This is a genomic window from Alcaligenes sp. GCM10023179 (genome assembly GCF_042653705.1).
Lineage (GTDB): Bacteria > Pseudomonadota > Gammaproteobacteria > Burkholderiales > Burkholderiaceae_B > Alcaligenes > Alcaligenes phenolicus.
In genome coordinates, this window is the sequence record NZ_JBHSIQ010000006.1 from 226293 (window position 1) to 251823 (window position 25531).

General features: G+C 58.1%; 20 protein-coding genes. 6 read left to right on the top strand and 14 right to left on the bottom strand.

Annotation, left to right across the window (positions count from 1 at the left end; genetic code table 11):
• Window positions 1-2 precede the first annotated feature (2 nt).
• The 5 genes from ACFPDR_RS18055 to ACFPDR_RS18075 all read right to left on the bottom strand — a co-directional run bounded on the left by ACFPDR_RS18055 (window position 3) and on the right by ACFPDR_RS18075 (window position 6390).
• A complete protein-coding gene (locus ACFPDR_RS18055) occupies window positions 3-1610 on the bottom strand; it encodes a carboxyl transferase domain-containing protein (RefSeq protein ID WP_376911714.1) in 1608 nt (535 codons plus the stop codon).
• Window positions 1611-1682: 72 nt separating this feature from the next.
• The gene (locus tag ACFPDR_RS18060) at window positions 1683-2864 is read right to left on the bottom strand and encodes an acetyl-CoA C-acyltransferase (RefSeq protein WP_035269274.1); all 1182 of its coding nucleotides are present in this window, start codon (window positions 2862-2864) and stop codon (window positions 1683-1685) included.
• Window positions 2857-4668 (bottom strand): bifunctional isocitrate dehydrogenase kinase/phosphatase, encoded by a 1812-nt coding sequence (gene aceK, locus ACFPDR_RS18065; protein WP_238441792.1) that lies wholly within the window; start codon window positions 4666-4668, stop codon window positions 2857-2859. The genes ACFPDR_RS18060 and aceK overlap by 8 nt, the downstream gene beginning before the upstream one ends.
• A 69-nt stretch (window positions 4669-4737) precedes the next feature.
• A complete protein-coding gene (locus ACFPDR_RS18070; protein WP_376911716.1) occupies window positions 4738-5916 on the bottom strand; it encodes an isovaleryl-CoA dehydrogenase in 1179 nt (392 codons plus the stop codon).
• A gap of 81 nt (window positions 5917-5997) precedes the next feature.
• Window positions 5998-6390, bottom strand: a complete 393-nt coding sequence (locus tag ACFPDR_RS18075) for a MerR family transcriptional regulator (RefSeq protein ID WP_009463587.1) — start codon at window positions 6388-6390, stop codon at window positions 5998-6000.
• 115 nt (window positions 6391-6505) lie between these two features.
• Between ACFPDR_RS18075 and ACFPDR_RS18080 the strand changes: the two genes are divergently transcribed.
• Entirely contained in the window at window positions 6506-7582 is a 1077-nt protein-coding gene (locus tag ACFPDR_RS18080; protein ID WP_376911719.1) for an MBL fold metallo-hydrolase, read from the top strand.
• Window positions 7583-7695: 113 nt separating this feature from the next.
• Complete coding sequence (metC, locus tag ACFPDR_RS18085) at window positions 7696-8892, top strand: cystathionine beta-lyase (protein ID WP_083055219.1); 1197 nt, start codon at window positions 7696-7698, stop codon at window positions 8890-8892.
• 226 nt (window positions 8893-9118) lie between these two features.
• Here metC and ACFPDR_RS18090 read toward each other — a convergent pair whose 3' ends face one another.
• The 4 genes from ACFPDR_RS18090 to ACFPDR_RS18105 form a co-directional block, all read right to left on the bottom strand.
• Entirely contained in the window at window positions 9119-9760 is a 642-nt protein-coding gene (locus ACFPDR_RS18090; protein ID WP_009463582.1) for a thiol:disulfide interchange protein DsbA/DsbL, read from the bottom strand.
• An 89-nt stretch (window positions 9761-9849) separates the two neighbouring features.
• A complete protein-coding gene (locus ACFPDR_RS18095; protein ID WP_021447119.1) occupies window positions 9850-10593 on the bottom strand; it encodes an SPOR domain-containing protein in 744 nt (247 codons plus the stop codon).
• 14 nt (window positions 10594-10607) lie between these two features.
• The gene (gene argS / locus ACFPDR_RS18100) at window positions 10608-12293 is read right to left on the bottom strand and encodes an arginine--tRNA ligase (protein WP_026483856.1); all 1686 of its coding nucleotides are present in this window, start codon (window positions 12291-12293) and stop codon (window positions 10608-10610) included.
• A gap of 130 nt (window positions 12294-12423) precedes the next feature.
• Window positions 12424-16188 carry a phospholipase effector Tle1 domain-containing protein gene (locus tag ACFPDR_RS18105; protein WP_376911721.1) on the bottom strand — a complete coding sequence of 1255 codons (3765 nt, stop codon included), beginning with the start codon at window positions 16186-16188 and terminating at the stop codon, window positions 12424-12426.
• A 97-nt stretch (window positions 16189-16285) separates the two neighbouring features.
• Here ACFPDR_RS18105 and ACFPDR_RS18110 point away from each other — a divergent pair, with 97 nt between their 5' ends.
• The 3 genes from ACFPDR_RS18110 (at window position 16286) to ACFPDR_RS18120 (ending at window position 17940) form a co-directional block, all read left to right on the top strand.
• Entirely contained in the window at window positions 16286-16633 is a 348-nt protein-coding gene (locus ACFPDR_RS18110; RefSeq protein ID WP_009463576.1) for a DUF1840 domain-containing protein, read from the top strand.
• An 86-nt stretch (window positions 16634-16719) separates the two neighbouring features.
• The gene (locus tag ACFPDR_RS18115) at window positions 16720-17040 is read left to right on the top strand and encodes a hypothetical protein (RefSeq protein ID WP_009463574.1); all 321 of its coding nucleotides are present in this window, start codon (window positions 16720-16722) and stop codon (window positions 17038-17040) included.
• 135 nt (window positions 17041-17175) lie between these two features.
• Entirely contained in the window at window positions 17176-17940 is a 765-nt protein-coding gene (locus ACFPDR_RS18120; RefSeq protein WP_203145222.1) for a YwqG family protein, read from the top strand.
• Between the two features lie 84 nt (window positions 17941-18024).
• Here the strand turns inward: ACFPDR_RS18120 and ACFPDR_RS18125 are convergent, their stop codons facing one another.
• From ACFPDR_RS18125 to ACFPDR_RS18140, 4 genes are all read right to left on the bottom strand, one after another.
• Window positions 18025-18555: a hypothetical protein gene (locus ACFPDR_RS18125; RefSeq protein WP_376911723.1), complete on the bottom strand. Its 531-nt coding sequence runs from the start codon at window positions 18553-18555 to the stop codon at window positions 18025-18027.
• Window positions 18556-18772: 217 nt separating this feature from the next.
• On the bottom strand, window positions 18773-20467 hold the full coding sequence (gene leuA, locus ACFPDR_RS18130) for a 2-isopropylmalate synthase (RefSeq protein WP_035269943.1): 1695 nt from the start codon (window positions 20465-20467) through the stop codon (window positions 18773-18775).
• 138 nt (window positions 20468-20605) lie between these two features.
• Window positions 20606-20758: a hypothetical protein gene (locus tag ACFPDR_RS18135; protein WP_155624357.1), complete on the bottom strand. Its 153-nt coding sequence runs from the start codon at window positions 20756-20758 to the stop codon at window positions 20606-20608.
• Between the two features lie 39 nt (window positions 20759-20797).
• Window positions 20798-21352, bottom strand: coding sequence for a hypothetical protein (locus ACFPDR_RS18140; protein WP_009460264.1), 555 nt, complete (start codon window positions 21350-21352; stop codon window positions 20798-20800).
• 16 nt (window positions 21353-21368) lie between these two features.
• Between ACFPDR_RS18140 and rpoN the strand changes: the two genes are divergently transcribed.
• Window positions 21369-22754 carry an RNA polymerase factor sigma-54 gene (gene rpoN / locus ACFPDR_RS18145; RefSeq protein ID WP_009460262.1) on the top strand — a complete coding sequence of 462 codons (1386 nt, stop codon included), beginning with the start codon at window positions 21369-21371 and terminating at the stop codon, window positions 22752-22754.
• A gap of 184 nt (window positions 22755-22938) precedes the next feature.
• On the opposite strand, the gene ACFPDR_RS18150 is transcribed toward rpoN, so the two are convergent.
• The gene (locus ACFPDR_RS18150; RefSeq protein ID WP_060186555.1) at window positions 22939-25065 is read right to left on the bottom strand and encodes a TonB-dependent receptor; all 2127 of its coding nucleotides are present in this window, start codon (window positions 25063-25065) and stop codon (window positions 22939-22941) included.
• Window positions 25066-25531 lie beyond the last annotated feature (466 nt).

Consider the following 25531-nt stretch of genomic DNA (forward strand, 5'->3'; position numbering starts at 1 on the left):
TCTTACATGCGGAACACGCCAAAGCGGGTGTCTTCAATAGGGGCGTTCAAGGCGGCGGACAGGCCCAGGGCCAGAACGCGCCGGGTATCCGAAGGCTGGATGATGCCGTCATCCCACAGACGCGCAGTGGCGTAGTAGGGGTGGCCTTCATGTTCGTATTGTTCGCGGATGGGGGCCTTGAAGGCTTCTTCTTCCTCGGCGCTCCAGCTTTGGCCACGAGCTTCCAGGCCATCACGGCGCACGGTAGCCAGCACGCTGGCTGCCTGCTCACCACCCATGACCGAGATGCGGGCATTGGGCCAGAGGAACAGCAGGCGCGGGCTGAAGGCGCGGCCACACATACCGTAGTTACCGGCACCAAAGGAGCCGCCCAGAATCACGGTGAATTTGGGCACGGCTGCGGTAGAAACGGCGGTGACCAGCTTGGCACCGTGGCGGGCGATCCCTTCGTTTTCGTATTTGCGGCCCACCATGAAGCCGGTGATGTTCTGCAGGAACACCAGAGGTGTCTTGCGCTGGCAGCACAGTTCGATGAAGTGGGCACCCTTCTGGGCCGCTTCGGAGAACAGAATGCCGTTGTTGGCAATGATGCCTACAGGCATGCCGTGGATATGGGCGAAGCCGGTCACCAGCGTGGTGCCAAAGCGGGCCTTGAATTCATCAAAATCCGAGTCATCCACAATGCGGGCGATGACTTCGCGCACATCGTAGGGTTTGCGGGTGTCGGCAGGGATGATGCCGTTCAGCTCTTGCGGGTCGTAGCGTGGCTCGCGAACTTCTTTCAGCGGCCAAGGCAGTTTCTTCTCACGGTTCAGGCGACCTACGCAGCGGCGCGCCAGCTCCAGCGCATGCAGATCGTTTTCCGCCAGATGGTCAGCTACGCCGGACAGACGGGTGTGTACATCGCCACCGCCCAAGTCTTCGGCGCTGACCTCTTCACCGGTTGCGGCTTTGACCAGTGGAGGGCCACCCAGGAAGATGGTGCCTTGGTCGCGCACGATGATGGACTCATCGCTCATGGCTGGAACGTAGGCACCGCCAGCGGTACACGAACCCATCACGACCGCAATCTGGGCAATGCCCTGGGCCGACATATTGGCCTGGTTGTAGAAGATGCGGCCAAAGTGGTCACGATCCGGGAACACGTCTTCCTGGTTGGGCAGGTTGGCTCCACCCGAGTCCACCAGGTACACGCAAGGCAGATTGTTCTGTTGGGCAATTTCCTGGGCACGCAAATGCTTCTTCACCGTCAGTGGGTAGTAAGTACCGCCCTTGACTGTAGCGTCGTTGCAGACCACCACGCATTCAATGCCTGCAATGCGGCCAATGCCCGTGATGATGCCGGCACCGGGAGACTCGTTGTTATAGACGTCCTGGGCAGCCATAGGCGAGAGCTCCAGAAAGGGAGTACCGGGATCAAGCAGACGTTCGACGCGTTCACGGGGCAGCAGCTTGCCGCGACCCACATGGCGTTGCCGGGAGGATTCGGACCCACCCAAGGCGGTTTTCTGTAGCTTTTGGCGCAGATCAAGGATCAGGGCCTGCATGATCGAGGCGTTGTCCTGAAAGTCTTGGGAACGCGGATTGATGCGGGATTCAATAACTGACATGGCGTGCCTGGAAAGAGAACAGAGAAAAGCCCATAAAATCAGCCGGGCCGCAGCCCGGCTGATGAGCTTGCTTTAGACCAGCTCGACGGCCAGGGCGACAGCTTCGCCACCGCCAATGCACAGCGAGGCAATACCGCGCTTGCCGCCGGTCTTGCGCAGTGCGCCGATCAAGGTTGCCAGAAGGCGAGCACCCGATGCACCGATGGGGTGACCCAGGGCGGTAGCACCACCGTGGATGTTGACCTTGTCGTGCGGGATGTTCAGCTCTTTCATGGCAGCCATGGTCACCACGGCGAAGGCTTCGTTGATCTCGAACAGGTCAACGTCAGCCACGCTCCAACCGGTTTTATCCAGCAGTTTCTGGATAGCAGCGACTGGAGCGGTCGTGAACCAGGCCGGTTCTTGCGCGTGCTGGGTGTGAGCCACAATGCGGGCCAGTGGAGTTGCGCCCAGTTCCTTGGCTTTCTCTTCGGTGGTGATCACCATGGCGGCGGCACCGTCCGAAATGGACGAGGCGTTGGCAGCGGTAATCGTGCCGTCTTTCTTGAAAGCGGGACGCAGCGTGGGGATCTTCTCGGGCATGGCTTTGGTGGGGGCTTCGTCCTTGGCAACAACGACATCACCCTTGCGGCCAGCGATGGTGACTGGCGCAATTTCCCATTCAAAGCTGCCGTCATCGCTGGCTTGGCGAGCGCGGCGCAGCGACTCCAGCGCGTAAGCATCTTGCTCTTCGCGGCTGAACTCGTATTTGCTGGCGCAATCTTCGGCAAATACACCCATGGCGGTGCCACGGCTGTAGGCATCTTCCAGGCCGTCCATGGCCATGTGGTCATACACGGTGGAGTGACCGTATCGGTAGCCTTCGCGGCCTTTCAGCAGCAGGTAGGGAGCATTGCTCATGCTTTCCTGACCGCCGGCCACCACCACGTCCACGCTGCCTGCCTTGAGCAGGTCGTGGGCAAACATGGCGGCTTTCAGACCGGAACCGCACACTTTATGAATGGTGGTGCAAGCTACACCCTGGGGCAGACCGGCGCCCAAGGCAGCCTGGCGTGCAGGAGCCTGGCCCTGACCGGCTTGCAGCACGTTACCCATGATCACTTCGTCGACCTTGTCGGCCTGAATGCCCGAGCGCTCCATGGCCGCCTTGATGGCGACGGCGCCCAGTTCGTGGGCGGCCAGATCGGACAGGCTACCCATCATGCCGCCCATAGGGGTGCGGGCGATCGAGACGATGACAACGGAATTAGTCATGAAAGACTCCTGGTTGCAAAGAGGAGACCGGCGCGCGTTTGGCAAACTCGTGCAGCTGCCGATCTTTGTTATACGGAAAAATATTTTCGATCCGACCTTGCGTCACTCGCAAGCGGCACTGAGTCCACCATTCAGGCTCCAGCAGTTCTGCATGGTGGGCCATGAAGGCTTTGCGAATACGAGGGTCGGTCAATAGAAAGTAGCCGAATTCTTCGGGAAATACATCGTTCGGGCCGATGGGATACCAGGGCTCGCTGGCCATTTCGGCTTCTTCATTTGGTGCAGGCGGAATAGCGCGAAAGTTCATCTCGCGCATGTGCTGGATTTCGTCGTAGTCATAGAAGACAACGCGGCCCAGACGGGTCACACCAAAGTTCTTGAACAACATATCGCCGGGGAAGATGTCGGCGGCGGCCAGTTCCCGGATCGCCTTGCCGTATTGCTCCACGGCGGCGTTCAGGGCGGGGTCGCTGGCTTTGTTCAAATACAGGTTCAGCGGGGTCATGCGCCGTTCAATGTAGACGTGGCGCAGCAAGATGGTGTCCTCGGACTCTTCCAGCAGGCTGGGCACTTCGCGGCGAAGTTCTTCCAGCAAGGCTTCGGAAAAGCGTGCCTTGGGCAAGGCCACCTGAGCGTAGTCCCAGGTGTCGGCCATGCGCCCGACACGATCATGTTTTTTAACCAGCTGGTATTTGCTGCGCACCGTGGCGTGGTCCATGCCCTGCTTTTGAATCCGGTCGCGGATCAGCTTGAACACATAGGGGTAGGACGGCAGGGTGAATACCGTCATCACCATACCGGCAATACCGGGAGCCAGATCAAAGTGATCGTGCGAGTGCGACAGGTGGTGCAGAAAGTCGCGGTAGAACAGCGTCTTGCCCTGCTTTTGCAGACCGATGGCGGTGTACAGCTCGGCCTTGGGCTTGCGGGGCAGCAGGCTGGACAGAAAGTCCACATAGGCCGATGGCGCTTCCATATCGACCAGAAAATAGGCGCGAGTAAAGCTGAACAGCGTGGACAGGTCGTCCGTGGTGTGCAGCAAGGCATCTATATACAAGTGTCCCGAGGGGCGATGCAAAATAGCGATCGAAAAGGGCAGCACTTCACCCTGATTGATCAGGCGGCCCACCACATAGGCACCCTTGTTGCGGAAGAACAGGGAGTTCAGCACCTGAATCTGGCAATCCGAGCCAATGCGCGAGCCGTAGCCACGTGGCAGGCGGCGGCACAATTGGCGCACGGCCATGCGAGCCAGCATGCGCACATCGCGCGGCAGGTCGGCAAAGGGGGCGGCCAGACCGAAGTCGGCCAGCATACTGGTCAGACTGGCTTCCAGACCTTCTTCGGTGGGGTAATAGACCCGATACGAAGGCAGCGCGCCGTCCAGATAATCCGTGGCAACGGCTGGGCGCACGAAAATGAATTCGTTGCGAAAATAGTGCCGGTGCAGCACGCGGCAGGAGACGGAGTTGAAGAAGGTCTCGGCACATTCCGGCTGACGGTGGCCCGACAGCAAACGCACAAATTCAGCCTTGGCTTGCAGCCACAATTGCTGCTGGGCCTCGTCCAGATGCGCCGGATCGGAAGGCGTGGGCTGATGCAAACGCAGATTCTGGCTAAGCATGGCCGCGCATTCGCGCACCCGTGTCGCGTAGTACTCGATACGTTCGCGCGAGAGCTGCTGAATACCATGCCAGTCGCCCGATTCGTACAAAGACTTGGCGCGCTGGGCGCTGTAGCGAAACAGCGCATAGTGGCGATTGAACCCATCCAGCATGGCCTGGGCCACCTGGATAGCCGTCATCCCCGGTTTTTGAACCGGGGTGATGACGGTGGTTTCGCCAAAATCAGGGTTGGACATGCCTCTGCCTTTTTAGGCGGTTTCGGCGAACAGTTCGCGGCCGATCAGCATGCGGCGGATTTCGCTGGTGCCCGCGCCGATTTCGTACAGCTTGGCATCGCGCCACAGGCGGCCTGTGGGGAATTCGTTGATGTAGCCGTTGCCGCCCAGAATCTGTATACCTTCACCAGCCATCCAGGTGGCTTTTTCGGCGCTGTACAGGATGGCGGCTGCGCAGTCTTTACGCACAGAACGTACATGGCCTGCACCCAGACGGTCCAGATTCTTGCCCACGGCATAGCACAGGGCGCGGCTGGCTTGCAGGGTGGTGTACATATCGGCCACCTTGCCTTGAATCAGCTGGAATTCGCCAATGGCCTGGCCGAACTGCTTGCGGTCGTGGATGTAAGGAATCACCACGTCCATGACGGCTTGCATGATGCCCAGCGGACCACCGGCCAGCACGGCGCGTTCGTAGTCCAGGCCGGACATCAGCACTTTGACGCCACCATTGAGTTGGCCCAGCACGTTTTCTTCAGGCACTTCACAGTCCTGGAACACCAGCTCGCCTGTGTGGCTGCCGCGCATACCCAGCTTGTCCAGCTTTTGGGCAACGGAGAAACCGGCAAAATCTTTTTCGATCAGGAAGGCGGTAATGCCGCGTGCGCCGGCTTGCGGGTCCGTTTTGGCGTACACCACCAGGGTGTCAGCGTCCGGGCCGTTGGTAATCCACATTTTGGAGCCGTTCAGCACGTAGCGATCGCCCTTTCTGTCGGCGCGCAGCTTCATGCTGACCACGTCCGAACCGGCACCGGGCTCACTCATGGCCAGAGCACCGATATGCTCGCCGCTGATCAGCTTGGGCAGGTATTTCTGCTTCTGGGCTTCCGTACCGTTGCGGTTGATCTGGTTCACACAGAGGTTGGAGTGCGCACCGTAGGACAGAGCCACCGAGGCGCTGGCACGGGAGATTTCTTCCATTGCGATCATGTGGGCCAGATAGCCCAGGTTCGCACCACCGTATTCTTCGCTGACGGTCATGCCCAGCAAACCCATCTCACCGAACTTCTTCCACAAGTGCATGGGGAACTGGTCATCGTGATCCAGTTGAGCCGCTAAAGGGGCAATTTCGGCCTGGGAGAAGTCGGCGACAGCGTCGCGCAGCATGTCCAGGTCGGAGCCAAGATCGAAATTCAGGCCGGGCAGGCTCATGAGGCACTCCGTGGAAATAAATGGGTTGTGGAATTGTATTTATATTACGTTTACGTAAACGTCATATATATGGGTTTTCCCTTATCGGGACTCCAACTTCAACTGTTCGCTCATGGTGTGACAGATGTCGAGCTGGTCCTGAATCTCCTGCAAGGTCTGATCCAGGTCCTGCCGCTGGCGCTCCAGGCGCAGGCGATGCTCGTTCAATACCTCCTGATAGTGCTTAAGCTGGGAAGCCGTGTCCATCGGGGATTCATACATATTGATCAGCCGCAGAATCTCCGATAACTGCAGCCCCAGGCGCTTGCCACGCAGAGCCAGCTTCAGGCGGGCACGATCGCGGGGCTGATAAATGCGCTGTGTACCTTGGCGCAGCGGGCTCAAGATCCCTTGGTCTTCATAGAAGCGCAGGGTGCGAGGCGTGATGCCAAACTCGTGCGCCAGATCCGATATTGTCCAGGTTGTCGTTGTCATTTTTAGTGTGATTTACGTAAACGTAAACTATCATGCCATAGAGCTAGAGAGGGAACTAGGGCCTTTTAGTATGGACAGCCCTTACGCCCTACAAGAGCCATTCATTGGAGCGAGCATGAATCCTAACGAACAAAAATTGAGTTATCCCTGGGCAGATACCCTGCCCCCAGCGGGTGGCAGCCTGGAAGTCGCGCCGGGGGTGCGTTGGCTGCGTATGCCTTTGCCTTTTGCGCTGGATCACATCAATTTGTGGCTATTGCGCGACCAAATCGAGGGGCGCGAGGGCTGGACCATTGTGGACTGTGGCGTCGCCCGTCCCGAAGTGCGCGAGCTGTGGGAACAGGTTTTCCAGAACGAGCTGGAAGGCTTGCCCGTGCTGCGCGTGATCGTTACCCATATGCACCCGGATCATGTCGGTTTGGCGGACTGGTTGTGCCAGCGCTGGAATGCACCTTTGTGGATCAGCATGACGGACTACGCGACCGCCAGGCTGTGGTCGGGGACAGGTGGACGCCAGACTGGCGCGGAGGCCGGTGGCCCGAATGGTGTGGCGGCAGAAGCGTATTTTGTCCGTCACGGCCTGCAAGATGAGAAAGCCCGTGAACAGATTCGCAGCCGTGGGGATTACTACCCTTCGATGGTGCCTTCGGTGCCCGAGCGTTTTGTGCGCTTGATGGATGGTCAGCGTGTGGTGATTGCCGGTCGCCCCTGGCGTTTGATCGTGGGCTACGGCCACGCTCCCGAGCATATGTCGTTGTACTGTGAAGAACTGAAGGTGCTGATTTCCGGTGACATGCTTTTGCCGCGTATCTCCACCAATATCAGCGTGTTCGATACCGAGCCCTTTGCGAATCCCTTGCCTTTGTACCTGAACTCCCTGCTGTCCTATCAGGATCTGGCCCCGGATACTTTGGTGTTGCCTTCGCATGGCAAGCCTTTCCGTGGCATGCACGAGCGCATTCGTCAGCAGCAGGAGCATCACGCCGAGCGTCTGGAAGAAGTGTTGGAAGCCTGTGCCCAGCCCTGTACCGCCGCCGATATTCTGCCTGTGCTCTTTCATCGCAAGCTGGACTCGCATCAGATGACCTTTGCCATGGGCGAGGCCATTGCTCACCTGCACGCCTTGTATTTTGATGATCGTTTGCGTCGTGAGATGGGCGAGGATGGGGTTTACCGTTTCCAGCGCATTTAAACACTGGGGCGCCTCTTAATAAGAGGGGGCAATATAGCGACTGTTGGCAGAGGCGACCGGGCCCGCTCGCCTGTGGTAGCGTAGAGCTTTTCTTGCTACCGCCTGCCAACACTATGAGCTCTGATCTCGCCCTGGACACCGCCTTGCAACATACGGGTCTGGCCCCGTTCGATCCGCATACCGATGCGGCGCCGGTGGCCGTGCCCATCATGCGCACCAGTACGGTGCGCTTTCGCAATCTGGACGCTCTGGATCGAGCCCAGGCGGACAAGGCAGATCCTGAAAAACGCTCGGTTACCTACGGGCGCTCGGGCATGGATACCCACGCTGCACTGGAGCAGGTGTTCTGTCAGCTGGAATCTGCCACCCAGGCTTTGCTGGCACCGTCCGGCATGGCAGCGATTACCTTGGGTTTGCTGGCACTGCTGGATTCTGGCGATCACGTGCTGATTGCTGACAGTGCTTATGGTCCGGTGCGTTATCTGGAAAAGACCGTGTTGCGCCGCATGGGCATACAGGCCACGTTCTGTGCACCGACCCCCGAGGAAATGGCACGTCATCTGCAGGACAATACCCGCATGGTGTACGTGGAGTCACCCGGCTCCTTGTTGATGCAAATGCTGGATATGCCTGCCTTGGCGGAGTTTGGTCGCAAGCACGATTTGCTGCTGGTTACCGATAACACCTGGGGCTCGGGCTATATCTACCGTCCCTTGGAATTGGGTTTTGACGTGTCCATCGTGGCTGGGACCAAGTATGTGGCAGGCCACTCCGATTTGATGTTGGGTGCAGTCATGTCCGCAGATCCAGCCATCAACAAACGCCTGCACGACAACCACTATGCGCTGGGTTTTTCCATCAGTGCCGATGACGCCTGGTTGGCATTACGCGGTGTGCGTACCCTGCCTATTCGTATGCGTGAAAGCGCCGCCAATGCGCTGGCCGTGTGCCAGTTCTTGGATAGCCGCCCTGAAGTCACCCGTATCTATCATCCCGCTTGGCCACAAGATCCTGGCCATGCCTTGTGGCAACGTGACTGCACGGGCTCCAATGGCATGCTCTCGGTACAACTGAAGCTGAACAATGCGCAGGCACGCGCATTCGTAGATGCCCTGACCCTGTTTGGTATCGGCTTTTCCTGGGGTGGTTTTGAAAGCCTGGTGCAGTTGGTGGATACGGCGTTTCTAAGTGGTCATAGCTACTGGCAGGACAGCCAGGACAGTCTGGTGCGCCTGCATATCGGTTTGGAATCGACCAAAGACTTGTGCGCTGACCTGACGCAGGCTTTTGAGACGGCGGCGCAGGCTTAGGCCTTTCACTGACTGCTCCAGCCAGGGACGCACCCTGGCTTTAATAAATGGCCCAGACTTGCAATGACGTTGGAATCCCGTACCTTCTTGTAAGCCGCTGTTATCGAATTACTTACGAGTTACCGGCAGCTAATAGATCACAGATATAGAAACGCCAAGGGCCCTCAAAACCGGAACGAATCCAGTCTTGAGGGCCCTTGGCTGTATGGCTCAGCCAAACCGCTGATTAGCGGTTGGTGACCATCTTCACCAGCTCTTGAGCTTTGGTGATGCTTTCGTCGTAACCATTGGCCAGTGCAGGTGAAGTCACAAACTTGCCGCCTACTGCCAGACTAGGTGTGCCCTGAATCTGGTAGGTGTTGGACAGTTCGTTGGCTTTATTGGCCTTGGTCTGCACGCCAAAGGAGTTGAAGGTTTGCTCGAAGCGAGCCTTGTCTACGCCTTGTGCGGCTGCCCAGGCCGTGATGGTCTTGGCATCAAAAATGCGCTCACGTTTCTGGTGGATGGCTTCAAACACCTTGGGATGCAGGTCCAGACGGTCCATGGCTTCCAGGGTGTAGTACAGCTTTTGCAGATCAGTCATGCCGGCATTGAAGGCAACAGGCACACGGCGCAGCACGACATTGTCTGGCAGGGTCTTGGACCAGGCTTCGACCTTGGGTTCCAGGATGGCGCAGTGTGGGCAGCTGTAGGAGAAGAACTCCAGCACTTCGGTTTTACCGACGCTGTCCGAGGGCTGAGCCGCAGGCAGGGTAACGTAGCCTTGGTCGGCTTGTTGAGCCAGCGCGCTGGTGGCGGGCAACAAGGTCGCACCAGCCAAGAGACTGGCACCGACCAGGGATCGTACAAACAATGCGTTCAGCTTCATGAATCAATTTCCTTAATGGGGAAGATGAGGTCTATGACCTGTGCAATGGCGGAAAAGTTCACCTTGGGGCTGCCTTTGGCACAAATTGCTTAGGGCCGGACCACCGAAGTATCAATTTTTTCCTCGGCCAGACGGCTGCGTGCCCGGTTCATTTCGTCTATGCCCTTGAAGGGGCCCATGCGTACCCGGTTCACCGTGCTGCCATTGACCTGTGCACTTTGCACTGAAGCGTCAAAGCCTAGCATCAACAAGCGGGCCTTCATGGCTTCGGCGTCCGCATTGTTGCGAAATGCGCCTGCTTGCAGGTAGTAGGGGGTGGAGGTGGTGGCTGGCTTGGTCGCCGCCGGGGGCGCAGCCGGAGCTGGTGTGGCGGGTTTGCTGGTGGCCGGTGCCGGGGTGCTTGGAGCGGCAGGCGTTGTGGCCGGAGGCGTTACCGCAGGAGCGGTATTGCGGGTCTCTGGCTGGCGAGCTGGTTCCGTGCCCATGGCGGGCAAGGTGGCGATCAGATCACCCAAGGCGTCCGGTGCAGCAGGCTTGGACGGGATGCTGGGCAAATTCACGGGGGGCAAGGTCAAACCGGGAATGGTGTCGCCCGGCGGAGGAGTTTGTCCACTGGAGCTGCCATACAGGTCCCGGTTCGGGTCCAGCAAGTCTCGCCCTTCAGGCAAGGCAACGGTAGGTTTGTCCCGGCTGGCCTTGTCCACAAAGGGCATGGGCACTTTGGTGACAAACAGGGCAACGGCGACCGCCGCGCCCAGACCCAGAATCAGGCCAATCAGAATGCCGGTATACGTACCGCCGGAACTACTGGATTTTTTACGTGCTCTTGCCATATCTGCCTATGGGTTTACATACGTTCGGGTGCGGACACACCCAGCAGGTTCAGACCATTGCGAATGACTTGGGCGCAGGCCTGGGCCAGACGCAGACGGGCCAGACGCAAGGTGGTGTCGTCTACCGACACGCGCTCGGCGTTGTACCAGGAGTGGAAGTCCGCCGCGCAGTCGCGCAGCCAGAAGGCAATGTGGTGAGGAGCCAATTCGCGAGCGGATTGGGCCAGCACATTGGGGTATTCGGACAGGCGTTGCAGCAGGGCGATTTCGGTGGGGGCGGTCAAAGGCGTGATGTCGGCCTGAGGAACCTGATCCAGCAGTTCTGCCGACTGGTTCAACACGGAGTTGATACGGGCATGGGCGTACTGGATGTAGTAAACCGGGTTTTCTTCGCTCTTGGACAGGGCCAGATCGATATCGAATACGAATTCGGAGTCGGCACGGCGCTGGATCAGGAAAAAGCGCACGGCGTCCTGGCCTACCCATTCGATCAGGTCACGCAAGGTGACGTAGCTGCCTGCACGCTTGGAGATTTTCACTTCCTGGCCATTGCGCATGACTTTGACCATCTTGTGCAAGATGTAGGCCGGAAATTCCTTGGGAATGCCCAGACCCAGGCCTTGCAGGCCAGCGCGTACACGGGCGATGGTGCCGTGGTGGTCGGAGCCTTGAATATTGATGGCGTGGTGGAAACCGCGCTCCCATTTGGCCACGTGGTAGGCCACATCCGGCACGAAGTAGGTGTAACCGCCTTCGGATTTGCGCATTACGCGGTCTTTGTCGTCGCCTGTGCCCAGTTCCGTGGTGCGCAGCCACAGCGCGCCGTCCAGCTCGTAGGTGTGACCGGCGTCGATCAGGGCCTGCACGGTTTTTTCAACCTTGCCGGAGGTGTACAGCGAGCTTTCCAGGTAGAAGTTGTCGAACTTCAGGCCGAAAGCCTGCAAGTCCAGATCCTGCTCGCGGCGCAGGTAGGCCACGGCAAAGCGGCGGATGTCTTCCAAATTGTCCAGATCACCACTGGCGGTGACGGAGGCGCCATCGGCAGCCTGAACCGTTGCACCGGCCTGGTAGTCGCGGGCGATATCCAGAATGTAGTCGCCCTTGTAGCCGTCAGCGGGGAATTGCTCGCTGTCGGGCTCGATGCCACGGGCACGGGCATGTACGCTGGTGGTCAGGTTGTCGATCTGGTTACCGGCGTCGTTGTAGTAGAACTCGCGGGTTACGTCGTAGCCTTGGGAGCTGAATACGCGGCACAGCGAGTCGCCCAGCGCGGCTTGGCGGGCGTGGCCCACGTGCAAGGGGCCGGTCGGGTTGGCCGACACGAACTCCACCATCAGTTTTTCCTGGGTAGGAGCAAGGTGACCGAAGTTATCGCCCTGTTCAGCAATGGTCTTCAAGACGGCCTGATGCGTGGCGGTGGACAGACGAAAGTTGATAAAGCCCGGGCCGGCAATTTCCGCGCCTGCCAGCAAAGCGGCGGCGTTCGGATCAGCCAGGAGGGTATCGACGATTTGCTGAGCCAGCTCGCGCGGGTTGCGACCGGCTGGTTTGGCCAGTTGCATGGCAATATTGCAGGCAGCATCACCGTGCGCAGCCACTTTGGGGCGCTCCAGCGTGATGTTGGGTTCAGCCTGGGGCAAGATGGCACGGACGGCAGCCTGGAGGCAGGCGATTAATTGAGATTGTTGCTCAGCAAGCATAGGAAAGGTCTGGATTGGTAGAAAGACAACTGCGGCGTGTGGAACACGCCCCAGATGGAAGGCGCGACATTGGCCCGCCGGATAGCCCCACATGATAGCGTGATTTGACGCCAAATTCTTTTCAAGAAGCCTAGCGCTCCCATCCCAGGTGGTTATGTAACCACGTATCGTAAGCGTCCATGTCTACCCAACCCACTTGATTTCCGGGACGGATGCGCCAGCTGTTATGGCGTTTGATCACGGTTTCAATGGATTGTTGGGTAGCCTGCCCCAGACGTGGATGCAGGTCCTGATACATCAGGTTTCGACCCGCTCCGTGATAGTCCACACCCCGCAAACTGCCTTTCGTCAGTCGCAGCCCAGGCAGGCGCATGTCCAGTAATACAGGGTGAAGGACGCTAAGGTCGGTGTGCGCCAGTTCCGCCAGCGTCAGGCCCGTCGCCCTGGCCTGCCAATGCATCCAGGCCAGCGCTACCTTATCCAGATCGCTGATGGTTTCTTCGTTTTCATCCGGCAGCACACCGCCGCCAATCTGGCTGTGCGCGCCGATAAAAGGCATTTCCACGGTGTTCATGGCCTCTGCCAGGGCGCTTAAAGGGAAGTAGGCGCGGTGTTCATGCATGGCGACGGCATGAGCAACCCAGCTCCAGGCGTCAGACACACCCAGGCGGTATTGGGAGTTGCTGCCGCCTCCCAGCCCGAACTGGGCCACGGTGTCGAACAGCCCTAAAAAACGGGGCGTGATGCAGGCACGGATGGCGCCGCGCTGCGGATCATTCAGCACAAACCAGCCCTGCTGCACGTGGTCCAGAATTCGATTGGAAAAGTCTCGTGCCAATGCCGCTCCCCGAGAAAAACCCAGCAAGTCCACGGGTACAGCGCTAGGAGCCGGGCCTTGTTCCTGCATGCGATTCAGAAAATTGTTCCATTGCGACTCCAGAATCTGCCCCGCTCGCCAAGCAGTCAGTGCATCCCAGTTCAGGGTGACTGGATCCCCCGGCCCTGCGGCGTAATGCACCGCCCCATCCTGATACAACTGCGACAGTTTCCACACATTGCTATTGGTAATAGGAGCCTGTCGTGTGCCATCAAAGGCGAACAGGAGCAGGCCGGTGGGATCAATATGACGCAAAGGCTGTTGCTGTGCGTAACCCACGGCCTGGGTTTGTGGCCAGGGCCCCAACGGGTCCGCTTCCAGATACTGCCCGTGATCGGGTAGATAGGTACGCAAGAGATTGTCGTGCCAGCCGGTAGCCGATTCCGCGTACTGCCCCGGCAGGCGTAGGTTGAATTCCAGGGTTTCAAGCAAAGGCTCGGCCCGTCCTAAAGGGTTCAGGTCGGCAGCCCAAACCGGCTGGGTTTGCTGATCGCTAATCAGCCGCACAGCTCCCATCAAATCACTATGCAGGTAATACAGCTGCCCTTGTCCGTCTGGCTGATAAACAATCATGCCTATTGGTGTCAGCCCGGCATACAGATAGCGCCGGGAAATGAGCTGGCCGGGTGTAGCTGGTAAATCCAGCTCAGCCATTAATTGCTGGCCGTGAAAGAAGAAGGCACGCTCCTGATTGCCTTGCTGGCGCCAGATACGTTGGCCAAAGGCATCGTGCCGGTATTCGACCAGTGTGGAGCTTGCTGTTTGCACACGCTTCAAGCGACGGTTGGGGCCGTAGTCCAGATTCAGGTTTCCGACGGCTTTCGCCGTGCCGGAGGGAGAACGCTGAATGGAGGCGGCTGGCTTCGGGTGGCGTGCAGCAAGGCCACCGTTGTGGCTCCAGGCCAGCCACTGTTCGGGTTCTGTCTGGTCCTGGCGGAAAGCGATGAGCCGGCTTTGGGCGTCGTAGTGCAAGAACCAATGACGGGTTTGCTGTAGCAGCGGGTATTCATGACGATCCTCCAGCACCCTGCCTTGGGCATCCAGACGGCGGGCTTGTGTCCAGGCAGGTTTGCCATCCGGCTGCAAAAGCATCAAATCCACCGCTTGCCCGGTGCTGTTCGCATGGCTGATCAGTTGCAGGCCATTGCCCCAGGCATAGCCCACCTCTTGTGCGTGGATCACGGTCTGGCTTTGCCCGGTTTTCTTGATCCACTCCAGAGACAGCAATCGTCCGCTTTTGTCCCAGTGATAGCGTAGCTGGCCACCTTCCGGCAGGGTGTGCCGCGTCAGCTTGCGCTGCTCGTCGTACTCAAAGCGCTCGGTCCAGCGTTGGCCGGGACTATGGCGGCGTTCCAAACGGCGCTCTTGTAGTAAACCGGCCCGCAATTTGAGCCATTGCGTTTCTGTGGGATGACGAATACGCAGCGCGCCAGGCCCGAGCCAGTCCAGCTCACTGCGTTCAGTGTCCTGACCTTGCTGATGCTCAAGACTGCTCAGGCGTCCCTGTTGGTCGTATTGAATTTGGAGCGCGCCTCCTTCGGCATATTCGAGGTACGTCAGTTTGCCATTCGGGTTCCAGCGCCGTGTTTCGCTTCCATGCTGGCTGGTGGCCCAGCTTTGCAAGCGCCCTTTTTCATCCAGCTCCAAACGTAATGCTCCCCAGCCGCCCTGCCTTTTCTCCAGTCGAGAGAGCGTTCCATTTGCCCGGCGTTGCGCTGTCCAAGGTCCGGCCTGCAACCAGCGCCCTTGTGGGTCATATTGCCATTCCGTGCTGTGGGCCGGACAGTCCCTACACAAGCGGCTTTCCAGTTTTTGTAGCCGCTGCAGGCCTTGATGGTCTCGGTAATGGAAGCGATGTCGCTCCGTACCTATGGACCATTCGCTCAGACCCGGCTCATAGCGTGCCGTCCAGTCTTGCTTGAAGGCGTGGGAGATCAACCTATTGACTCGGCCTTGGGCGTCGTACTCCCATTGTTGGATTGGCTGAGGGGCTTGCCCCGGTGCTTGCAGGCTGCTGCCACCCAAACGGTGCGACCAAGGTGTGGGGGCTGGATGATAGAGACGTTGCATGCCGTCCGGACGGCTGACGCTGGCCAGCCAGATTTGTTGATCCTGCTGTTCCAGAAGCAAGCGAAACGGCCCGGCCGGGGTTTTAATATTGATAGCCGTAGCCGTAGCCGTAGCCGTAGCCGTAGCCGTAGCCGTAGCCGTAGCCGTAGCCGTAGCCGTAGTTGCCTCCGTCGTCGCTGCTGCTACTGCGGCCGTTCCCGCTGCCCTTACCGCCCTTGTGACATGGGTCAGGGAACTGGTTTTAGTTTGGGATTGAACCTGTCCTGATGCCTGAACTTGAGTTTGGTTTTGTCCTGGTTCTTTGCTCTGTTCCATCCCTGGTAGCGACACCGTCTTTTGCGCTTGGCTTTCCCAGTCAAACACCAGCGCTTGGCCCAAATGATTACGCACAGTGTTAACCGCATACGCCTGTGGATGCGTACCTGCAAAACGTTCTATATCCAGCCACTGCTGAGTAGATATACGCACATGGATTAACCAGCCCTGCTCATCAAACCGCAGAATCAAACCATTCGGCCCTTGCCAGAACCAGCCCGAACTTTGCCGCTGTGCAGGTGGGTACAAGCGCGTTTGCCTTCCATCTGGCATGAACAAGGCATGGCCTTGCTGCCGCAATTGCAGGTCGTAATTCAAGGCCCAGCCAGTTTGCCCAAGTGTCGGCGTGGGGTTTCGCCCTTGCCCATTCCAATGGCGCTGCAATTGCAGCAAAGGCCAGGCCTGACTTAGCGGCAGGTCTGTATCACTTTGGTATTTTTGTCCGCTGAGCAAATCCACTGGATTGAGCAGACCCATATCCGTTGCGGGCTCGACCTGTTCTCCCAAGGCGGCCGCTGGTGCGCAGCGGGTGGAAGATGGAGGCAATGGGCATTCAAGCGAGCTTTGTGACCAGGCCAGGGACGGCAAGGTAGTCAAGAGCAAGATTAACCATGACAGAAACGCGGCAGGCATGAAGGACTCTCCAAGACGGGGAAAATCCTGCTATCTTGCAGGGGTGTGTATCCTGAAAGTCGAATCGGAAACACAAAGATCCATAAGGAGAAACCGTATGCTAGTCGTCTTTAAAAGCAAAGCCGCCGCCGATGTTCTGATGTTCTCTGAACATGCCATGCCTATTCTCCGGGCCGCGGGGCGTTCCTATCCTGATGGTTTGCCCGAGCGTGGCGTGTTCACGGCAGAGCAACTGTCCGAAGCTATTGGCAATATTGAGCGAGCGATCGGGCAGGACCGGGAAAACAAGCATTCGCCCCACGAGGACGAAGACGATGAAAAGGAACACCCGATTTCACAGGCCGTGAGTTTCAGCCAACGCGCCTATCCTTTGCTGGATATGTTGCGCCAGGCGAATAACACTGGCGTGCCGGTGATGTGGGAACCGGCTGATAGCTCCTGGTAGTCCCTGGAATGTCGGCCTGCCGACAATTTGGCAGGCCTTCTTTGCTTAAGCTCCAAAGTTGATCTATTTTTTTTCGGAGATCGTCTATGAGCGCTATGGTGCTTGTGATCTTTAGTCCTCGCCAGCACATAGAGCTGGTCACTCCTATACAAACCATTGATGCGGACAGCGGCAAGCAATCGCGTGACTGGTTTGATCGCACCTGGCAAGAGCTTGGCTGTGAACCCCTGCGGGCCAGCGGCAAAGTGCTGTTGCTGGACAAGATTATGGGCGTGGCCGATGCCCTGGGTTACACGCTGTTGTCGCAAGACGATGAGCGCGCCCAGGAATTTGCACGCCATTGCTTGCAAGCGGTGGGCTCCATGCAAGTTACTGTGGATTTGCCGGGTTTGGCGGTCACATACTGATTTGCGGCAAGGCAAACAAAAACCGGCTCTTGGGCCGGTTTTTTTTCTTTCTGATTCTTCGGCAAGGGTTGCCGTGTGTGCTGTGACACCCTTATCCTTGCCTGCACCATCTTCAACTTCTTCCTTCCCAGCGCCATGGATCTGAACACGCTAGAAAAGTACCTTGATGCCTCACCTGTGCTGCAAGCGCATAAACAGTATTTTCTGGACCTGGCGCAACCGGCGATTGCGATCCGTTTGGGGAAAGGCCAGGGTCAGCCTTTGCAAAGCCGCTTTGGTGGCCAACCTATGGTTCCTCCAGGCTTTACTTGGCCCGAGCATCCGGACGGTGAATATTTATTTGTCGGCCAGATCAATTTTGCGGAGCTGCCGGAAGGACCGGATCGCCCAGCGAATTTGCCCACGAGCGGGCTGCTGTCGCTGTTTTACGGTATGGATCAGGAAGACGTCATTTTCTGGCGCGATGAGGACTATCTGAAGGCTTTTTACTGGCCGGACACCACTGATTTTCAAGAACTTCAGGCCCCTCATGATTGGGGTACAGCAAGTCGGGAAGTGCTGTTCGAAAACTGCATTGATATTCCTCGCCATGAAGAGCTGCGCAAGGATTGGCCAGTGGATATGGACGAGCTGTATGACTGGTTTGAGGAGCTGGAAGAAAGCGGCGACTTGCCGCGCGACTATCTGCTGGGTCGCCCCTCTTGGGACAGCCTGGGCTATGACCCTACGCCGACGCAGGACGAGTATCCCAGTCAGTCGCCATGGCGTTCACTGCTGACCTTGCAGTCCCATGATGAGTTGAACTGGTGCTGGCAAGATGGTGCCCGCTTGATGGCCTTTATTGAAGAGGACAAGCTGCGCGCCAAGGACTTCAGCCGTCTTCAAGTGGATTGCGGCTAAACAGGGGGCAAGCGCCGTGTGGTGAGATTGGCCGTTTAGAGGCATATTGGCACAGCCATCTGTACTGTGCCGCGAGCATTGGCTTTACGCTCTGGTGCCGAACAGCCGAACAGCCGAACAGCCGAACAGCCGAACAGCCGAACAGCCGAACAGCCGAACAGCCGAACAGCCGAACAGCCGAACAGCCGAACAGCCGAACAGCCGAACAGCCGAACAGCCGAACAGCCGAACAGCCGAACAGCCGAACAGCCGAACAGCCGAACAGCCGAACAGCCGAACAGCCGAACAGCCGAACAGCCGAACAGCCGAACAGCCGAACAGCCGAACAGCCGAACAGCCGAACAGCCGAACAGCCGAACAGCCGAACAGCCGAACAGCCGAACAGCCGAACAGCCGAACAGCCGAACAGCCGAACAGCCGAACAGCCGAACAGCCGAACAGCCGAACAGCCGAACAGCCGAACAGCCGAACAGCCGAACAGCCGAACAGCCGAACAGCCGAACAGCCGAACAGCCGAACAGCCGAACAGCCGAACAGCCGAACAGCCGAACAGCCGAACAGCCGAACAGCCGAACAGCCGAACAGCCGAACAGCCGAACCAACCGGGCTAGTCAAGCTGACCAGGTCCAGTCCGGTCAGACTTGGCCCAGTCCGGTTTATCTACGGTGTGGGGCCACAGACTAATGGCCCGCCCACGAAAAACCCGCCTTGTGGGCGGGTTGCGGGCAGAGCGACGATAAGCCGGGCTGCGAAAGCGGGTCAGGCGCGGTTATGGTGAACCGGGCGGGCGCTTGGGTGGGATCACCACCCAAGTCGCGACATGAAGACGGTATTAAGCCGTGGTGGCTTCAGCTTCTTGCTGGGCGATGGTGTGGCGGTTGACCGCACTCAAGATCGCCAGGAAGGAGGAAGTCACGATGTCGGCGTGGATGCCCACACCAAAGCCCGATGGGCTGTCGCCGATACGCATTTCCACGTAAGCGGCAGCGCGGGTTTCAGCACCGGAACCGATGGCGTGCTCGTTGTAGTCCATGATCTTGATGGACAGATCCAAGGCATTCACAAAAGCAGAGATTGCACCTTCGCCCGAACCCTTCAGGGTGCGAACCTGGCCGTCGTGCTCCACATCCACTTCAATCGTGAATTGCTGGCCGCTGTCGGCGTGAGGCTGGCTGATGATGTTGTGCTTGAGCAGCTTGTAGTGCTTCTTGCAGTTCAGGTATTCGGATTCGAAAATGCCGTACACATCTGCAGGCGTCACTTCCTTGCCGGAAGAGTCGGTGACGCGCTGAATGGCGCGGCTGAATTCGATTTGCATGCGGCGTGGCAAGACCAGACCGTGCTCTTGTTCCAGCAAGTAGGACACACCGCCCTTGCCCGACTGGCTGTTGACGCGGATCACCGCATCGTAGCTGCGGCCCAGATCGGCCGGGTCGATAGGCAGGTAAGGGACTTCCCAGATTTCGTCGGCTTTTTGCTGGGCCAAACCTTTCTTGATGGCGTCCTGGTGGGAGCCGGAGAAAGCGGTAAAGACCAGATCGCCCGCGTAAGGGTGGCGTGGGTGCACGGGCAACTGGTTGCAGTACTCGGCGGTGCGACGCACTTCGTCGATGTCCGAGAAGTCCAGTTCAGGGTCCACGCCCTGGGTGTACAAGTTCAGGGCCAAGGTCACCAGGCAAACGTTGCCGGTGCGCTCGCCGCTACCGAACAAGCAGCCTTCGATACGGTCCGCGCCAGCCATCACAGCCAGTTCAGCGGCAGCGACCGCAGTGCCACGGTCGTTGTGCGGGTGCACGCTCAAGGTGACGTTGCTGCGCTGTTCCAGATTGTTGTGCATCCATTCGATCTGGTCGGCGTACATATTGGGCGTGGTGGCCTCAATGGTGGCGGGCAAGTTCAGGATGACACGTTCGTCAGCGGCTGGACCCCAGGCTTTCACGACGGCGTTGCACACCTCCAGAGCAAATTCGGGCTCGGTAGTGCTGAACACTTCGGGCGAGTATTCGTAACCCCATTGGGTTTGCGGATACTTGGCCACTTCGTTCTTGACCAGGCGTGTACCGGTCAAGGCAATTTCCTTGATCTCGTCCTTGCTCAAGTTGAAAACAATCTTGCGAAAGGCGGGGGCACAAGCGTTGTACAAGTGAATGATGGCGCGTTTGGCACCGGCAGCCGCTTCAGCCGTGCGCTTGATCAGGTCTTCGCGCGACTGCGTCAGGACGATGATGGTGACATCTTCAGGAATGCGGTTTTCGTCGATCAGCTTGCGAACGAAATCGAAGTCGGTCTGCGATGCGGATGGGAAACCGACCTCGATTTCCTTGAAACCGATTTTGACGAGTTGCTCGAAAAAGCGCAGTTTGCGAGCCACGTTCATGGGCTCGATCAGGGACTGATTGCCGTCACGCAAGTCCGTGCTCATCCAGATGGGCGCTTTGGTAATGCGCTTGGAAGGCCAGGTGCGTTCAGCGAAGTCGCGATCAAAGGCGACAAAAGGACGATACTTTTGAGAGGGGTTTTTCAGCATTGCCATGGGGATACCTGTCGGACAAAAAGTGTTGATTACTTCTTGCCGTCACCAGCGATTGCAGCATTTACGTAGGCCGGTGGCGGCACAAATGACGTAGATGTGGCTGAGTATTGGCTGCCGAACTGCCACGGGACACTAGGCCCGGCAACCGGACGCTAGTAGTAGCAGCTGGGATAGGCTGGAGGCAGGGGCCGAAGAACGGCCTTCACGCACGGAACGCGACAAGGCTGCTTCAGCGGCGGGGCTGAAACCTTGGCAGGCGTAGGAGAATTGGCGTGCGTGAGTCATGACCGTTAGTCAAACACAAAAAAAACAGGAAGGCAAGCTTTAGGCTTGTGGCTCGTGACGTTCGTAGTCGGCTTGCAGCAGGCGGCTTTGCTGCTCGGCCAGTTCGATTTTGCTAAAACGTCCGGAGCGCAACTCGCTATGGGCTCGTTGTAAATCGCCCACAGTCAACGGGCTGCGCTGGTCGGGCCAGCACCACAAAATCACTTCACGGGCCGGACGGCTGAGTGATCGGGCTAGTTGAGCCACCGTGGACTCGTCGATAATGCGTTGCTGGTTGCGTCGCATGACCCCTTGTACGAAGCCATACAAAAGATAGGCAATAATGAGGGTTATGACGCCCACTACCGTCCACCAGAAAAACGGGTTGTATTGCTTGATCAGCGCCAGGTTTTGAATGCTCAAGGCCTGCAGGCCGGAGTAATCCAGGCCACGCCCAAAGCTGATAAGACGGTTGAGCAGGTCCCACCAGATAATGGCGACCACGATAGTGACTACGGTGCAGATAATAGTGGCCGTGGCGCACAGCTTGAACAGTGTGCTGCGCAGAGCCTGACTATCGTTGGCGGTGGGTGTCTGGGCGTTGTCAGTTTTCATGGAAACGATTGTACCTATGCTTACGCGTCAGTCACTAGATTTACGCCAGCAGCAAACGCTGGTTTTGACGCCGCAATTGCAACAGTCTATTAAAGTGTTGCAGCTATCGGGGGCCGAGCTTGAGCAGGAGTTGGCTCAGGCTTTGCTGGATAACCCCTTGCTGGAACGTCTGGACGTGCAGACGGATGTCGCCGCCGAGCCATTGCCCGAAGCCGCTTCGGGCGAGGCGGAATCCTCGTGGGCGAGCCTTGAGTTTCCCAAGCATCAGGGGGATTCGGACGACCCTGACTGGACTCCCGAATCGGCCATTGCCCAGGACCTGGCGGCTTATTTAAGCGAGCAGCTGGGACTGTTGCGTTTGAGCGACCGTGACCGCGCTTTGGCCCAGTTATTGATCGATGAGCTGGACGATAACGGCTACCTGCCCGTCTCGCTGGAAGAGGTGCTGGACTGCCTGCCCGACGAGCTGGATATTGATGAAAGTGATTTGCGCTGTGCGCTGGCCCAGGTGCAGTCCCTGGACCCGGCCGGTGTCGGTGCGCGGGATCTGGCCGAGTGCCTGGACTTGCAACTGATGCAACAGGCTCAGCAATTGGAACCTGCCTTGCTCGACTGCGCCCGTTATCTGGTGCGCGAGCATGTCGGCATTCTGGCCTCTCCCAGTCAGTTGCGTCAGCGCTGTGCCGGCCGCTATTCGGCCGAGCTGGTCGAGCGCGCCCATCATCTGGTCTTGAAGCTGGACCCCAAGCCGGGGCGGGCCTGGACGCAGGACGTCTCGGCTTATGTGGTACCCGATGTGCTGTTGATTCGCGGCAAGGACAATTGGCAGGCGGCCTTGAATCCCCTGGCTGTGCCGCGCCTGCAATTGGTGAATCTGCACGATTATGAAATTGAAGCGCACCCTGCCTTGCTGGCAGAGCGCCAAAAAGCCACCGGCTTGCTGCGCAGCGTTAACAGCCGTTTCGTGACGATTTTGCGGGTGGCCCAAGCGATTGTGCAGATGCAGCAGGACTTCTTCACGCAAGGTGTGTCGGCGCTCAAACCCATGCAATTGGCCGATCTGGCAGCCGAGCTGGATTTGCACGAGTCCACGATTTCTCGCGCAACGCGGCAAAAGTACATGCAAACACCGCATGGGGTGATGGAGCTTAAACAGTTCTTTACCGTGGCCTTGGCCAGTGCTGATGGCAAGGCTGATCTGTCGGCGGCTTCGGTACGGGCACAGATCGCGCAGATGATTCGTGACGAGTCGCCAGCCAAGCCTTTGTCGGACCAGCAGATTACCGACCTCTTGCAGGCTCAGGGCCTGACTTTGGCGCGCCGTACGGTGGCGAAGTACCGGGAAGCGGAAGGTTTGGCACCGGCTTCACAACGCAAGATGCGGGCGGCGGCTGGCGTTTAGGGACGACACGCCATAGCAGCTCAAAGATGCTTGGTGGGCCCAGAGGCTCACCGTTTTAGCTGACAAGACCTGTCAAAACAAAAAAAACAGGGCCTGCATACACGCATGAACAGGCCCTGCAAAAGCGGAGTTAGACCCTGCCAGCCAGACGGAGAACTGGATGGCAGGGGGATCGCTGGTCTACTTAGAATTTCATGGTGGCTGAAGCCAGGAAGGTACGTGGCGAACCTTGGCCATTGCTCAAGGGCACGACCCAGTAGGCCTTATTACCCACGTTTTCCAGGCTGGCGCGCAAGGTCACTTCCTTGCCGGCAAAGCGCGTTTTGTAGCGCATGCCCAGGTCATAGGTGGTCACGCCTGGCATGTAGTAGCTGTTGCTGGCGTCGGCATATTGCTTGGACTGGCTGTGCAGGTTGGCATTCAAGGTCAGGCCCTGAACAAAAGGCGTATCCCATTCAATTCCGGCCTTGGCGACCCAGCGGGACAGGCCCACGGCCATACGCCCTTCGTTGCTCGGGTTGCTGGCCTTGCGAATCTTGGGGTCCAGGTAGGCAATACCACCGGTCAAACGCCAGTTCTCGGCAATTTGACCAAAGACCTGCACTTCGACCCCTCGGTTGCGCTGACGGCCGTCGTAGCTCAGGTTGGGCTTGCCGTTGAAACGTTCAGCGCTCTCGTAGCTATTGGGTTGGGTGATGTCGAACAGGGCCGCTGTCAGGGCGTAATCCCCGCTGTCGTACTTCATCCCGATTTCGTATTGACGTGTTTTCTGGGGCGCGAAGATCTGGCCTTCGTTGGCGTAGTCGTCACCGACGATCATTCCTTGTGTCAGACCCTCGGCATAGTTGGCGTACAGCATCCAGTCGTCACGCAATTGCCAGACACCGGCAATGGTGGGCGTCAGTGCATTCTTGCTGTAGTTGTCGCTCTTGCCGCTTTTGTCTTTGGTGCTGACCCACTGCTGGCGCAGGCCCAGCGTCAGCTGATATTTGCCATCCGCAAAAGACAGGGTATCGGCTAACGCTGCACTGTACAGATAGCTGACGTTAGGCGCACTTAGCCCATTCATGGGGACATAGGGACGAGCCGGGTAGTCTGGGTCGTAAATATTGATGGTCTCGGACCAGCCTTTGATGGAGGTGTTGTCGCTGCGTGAGCTTTTGCGATTCCAGTCCACTCCGGCGCTGATGGTGTGGTGCACGGAGCCGGTGTCGAAGTTGTAGAACAGGCCACTATTGGCGGCCAGGTTGTAGCCAGTATTGTTGCGACGGGTCGCAGCCAGTTTCAGGTCCCCTTGCTCATTCAGCAAGGTGCTGCCCTTGGTGTTGTAGTTGCTCATCTCGGACTTGCTGTAACCCGCAGAACCGTAGACGGCCAACTTGTCGTTGGCAGCCCAGTCTGCACGTACCAGTGCGGTGGTTTCACGCGTCAGGCCAGCCGCCCACGGTACGCCCAGCAAGACATTGCCTTTAGGTGGTGAGGGCAATGGGTTCTTGTCCAGCCCCTTGGCCAGCCGCACGCCCCGGTTCAGACCGGAAATGTATTCTTCCAGGTGGTACAGGTCGGCAGACAGTTTGACTGTGCCCAGGCGATAGTCGGCCCCCAGAGAAATCAGCTTGTCGCGATTGGTGCGGTGGTCCACCACGCCCTCGCCGTCCTTGAATACGCCGTTCAAGCGCAGGCCCAATTCATTGGATTCCCCGAAACGGCGGCCCAGATCCAGATGCGTCCCGAATTGGGAAGGCTGGATGTAGGACAGGGTGACGTTGCTAATGGGATCATCCGTGGCGCGCTTGGACACCAGATTGATTGAGCCGCCCACATCATTGCTGGCATTCATGCCGTTCAGCACGGCAGAGGGGCCTTTGAGAATTTCTAAACGCTCTGCGATGGCCATCACGCGGCGGCCACTGGTCAAACCTTGCAAACCATTTAGAGACACGTCACCGGCACGGAAACCCCGTATATACATGGTGTCTTTGCCGCCCGTTCCACCTGCACCGGGAGTCTGCACGGAAGGGTCGTTCTTGCTGATCAGAATGCGTAGTTCCTGACCTTGCAGATCTTCGATGTAGTCGCTGGTGTAGTTGATGGTGCTAAAGGGAGTGTTCATGACATCCCGGTTGCCCAGCAAACCCAGGTTGCCGCCGGTAGCGACATGATTGCCTTCATAAGCGGGCGGCAAGTCAATGTATTCGCTGGCTTTGACTTCAATGGTGGACAAAGATGTAACTGGGGGAGCATCGGAAGATTGAGCCCAACTGCTGCCCGCGCTGAGCAGGCTCAGGCCAATAAGATGAGAAATGCGCATGGATCTGTAAGTTAAATATAAATAAAAATGATTCTCATTAATGTTTCATTTGTAGCATTTGCTTGTAGGTGCTTCAAGCAGTTAGGCGCCTTTGTGATATAAAAACGACCCTAAAAAACTTATGGGTATAAGGAGGCGGCGTAGTCGATTTCGCTCCGAAACCGCGCCGGAATCAGGGTTTCAGAGGGATTTTTGAGCAAAATAGAGGCCTCGTCTGACGCGAGGGTGGGAGTGCGTCCCATGGAACAGTTTTGGCAAGAACAGGTGATCTTTGTTTGGCAAGGGGAGGCAAGGGAGCGGTGATGGCTCCTGGCTAATAAGGGAGCGGCTCAAGAAATTCTTCTATTTGTGACTTGAACAGGCTGGAACTGTGTTTCGATACTTGTCGACTGCGACTGCGACTGCGACTGCGACTGCGACTGCGACTGCGACTGCGACTGCGACTGCGACTGCGACTGCGACTGCG

What these genes read in the sequence shown, in the direction of transcription:
- ACFPDR_RS18150 (WP_060186555.1), bottom strand. Translation starts at nt 25,065, where the DNA reads ATGCGCATTTCTCATCTTATTGGCCTGAGCCTGCTCAGCGCGGGCAGC.
- ACFPDR_RS18095 (WP_021447119.1), bottom strand. Translation starts at nt 10,593, where the DNA reads ATGGCAAGAGCACGTAAAAAATCCAGTAGTTCCGGCGGTACGTATACC.
- ACFPDR_RS18090 (WP_009463582.1), bottom strand. Translation starts at nt 9,760, where the DNA reads ATGAAGCTGAACGCATTGTTTGTACGATCCCTGGTCGGTGCCAGTCTC.
- ACFPDR_RS18110 (WP_009463576.1), top strand. Translation starts at nt 16,286, where the DNA reads ATGCTAGTCGTCTTTAAAAGCAAAGCCGCCGCCGATGTTCTGATGTTC.
- argS (WP_026483856.1), bottom strand. Translation starts at nt 12,293, where the DNA reads ATGCTTGCTGAGCAACAATCTCAATTAATCGCCTGCCTCCAGGCTGCC.
- ACFPDR_RS18060 (WP_035269274.1), bottom strand. Translation starts at nt 2,864, where the DNA reads ATGACTAATTCCGTTGTCATCGTCTCGATCGCCCGCACCCCTATGGGC.
- ACFPDR_RS18075 (WP_009463587.1), bottom strand. Translation starts at nt 6,390, where the DNA reads ATGACAACGACAACCTGGACAATATCGGATCTGGCGCACGAGTTTGGC.
- ACFPDR_RS18055 (WP_376911714.1), bottom strand. Translation starts at nt 1,610, where the DNA reads ATGTCAGTTATTGAATCCCGCATCAATCCGCGTTCCCAAGACTTTCAG.
- rpoN (WP_009460262.1), top strand. Translation starts at nt 21,369, where the DNA reads ATGCTTACGCGTCAGTCACTAGATTTACGCCAGCAGCAAACGCTGGTT.
- ACFPDR_RS18120 (WP_203145222.1), top strand. Translation starts at nt 17,176, where the DNA reads ATGGATCTGAACACGCTAGAAAAGTACCTTGATGCCTCACCTGTGCTG.
- ACFPDR_RS18105 (WP_376911721.1), bottom strand. Translation starts at nt 16,188, where the DNA reads ATGCCTGCCGCGTTTCTGTCATGGTTAATCTTGCTCTTGACTACCTTG.
- ACFPDR_RS18070 (WP_376911716.1), bottom strand. Translation starts at nt 5,916, where the DNA reads ATGAGCCTGCCCGGCCTGAATTTCGATCTTGGCTCCGACCTGGACATG.
- aceK (WP_238441792.1), bottom strand. Translation starts at nt 4,668, where the DNA reads ATGACGGCTATCCAGGTGGCCCAGGCCATGCTGGATGGGTTCAATCGC.
- ACFPDR_RS18135 (WP_155624357.1), bottom strand. Translation starts at nt 20,758, where the DNA reads ATGACTCACGCACGCCAATTCTCCTACGCCTGCCAAGGTTTCAGCCCC.
- ACFPDR_RS18115 (WP_009463574.1), top strand. Translation starts at nt 16,720, where the DNA reads ATGAGCGCTATGGTGCTTGTGATCTTTAGTCCTCGCCAGCACATAGAG.
- ACFPDR_RS18080 (WP_376911719.1), top strand. Translation starts at nt 6,506, where the DNA reads ATGAATCCTAACGAACAAAAATTGAGTTATCCCTGGGCAGATACCCTG.
- metC (WP_083055219.1), top strand. Translation starts at nt 7,696, where the DNA reads ATGAGCTCTGATCTCGCCCTGGACACCGCCTTGCAACATACGGGTCTG.
- leuA (WP_035269943.1), bottom strand. Translation starts at nt 20,467, where the DNA reads ATGCTGAAAAACCCCTCTCAAAAGTATCGTCCTTTTGTCGCCTTTGAT.
- ACFPDR_RS18140 (WP_009460264.1), bottom strand. Translation starts at nt 21,352, where the DNA reads ATGAAAACTGACAACGCCCAGACACCCACCGCCAACGATAGTCAGGCT.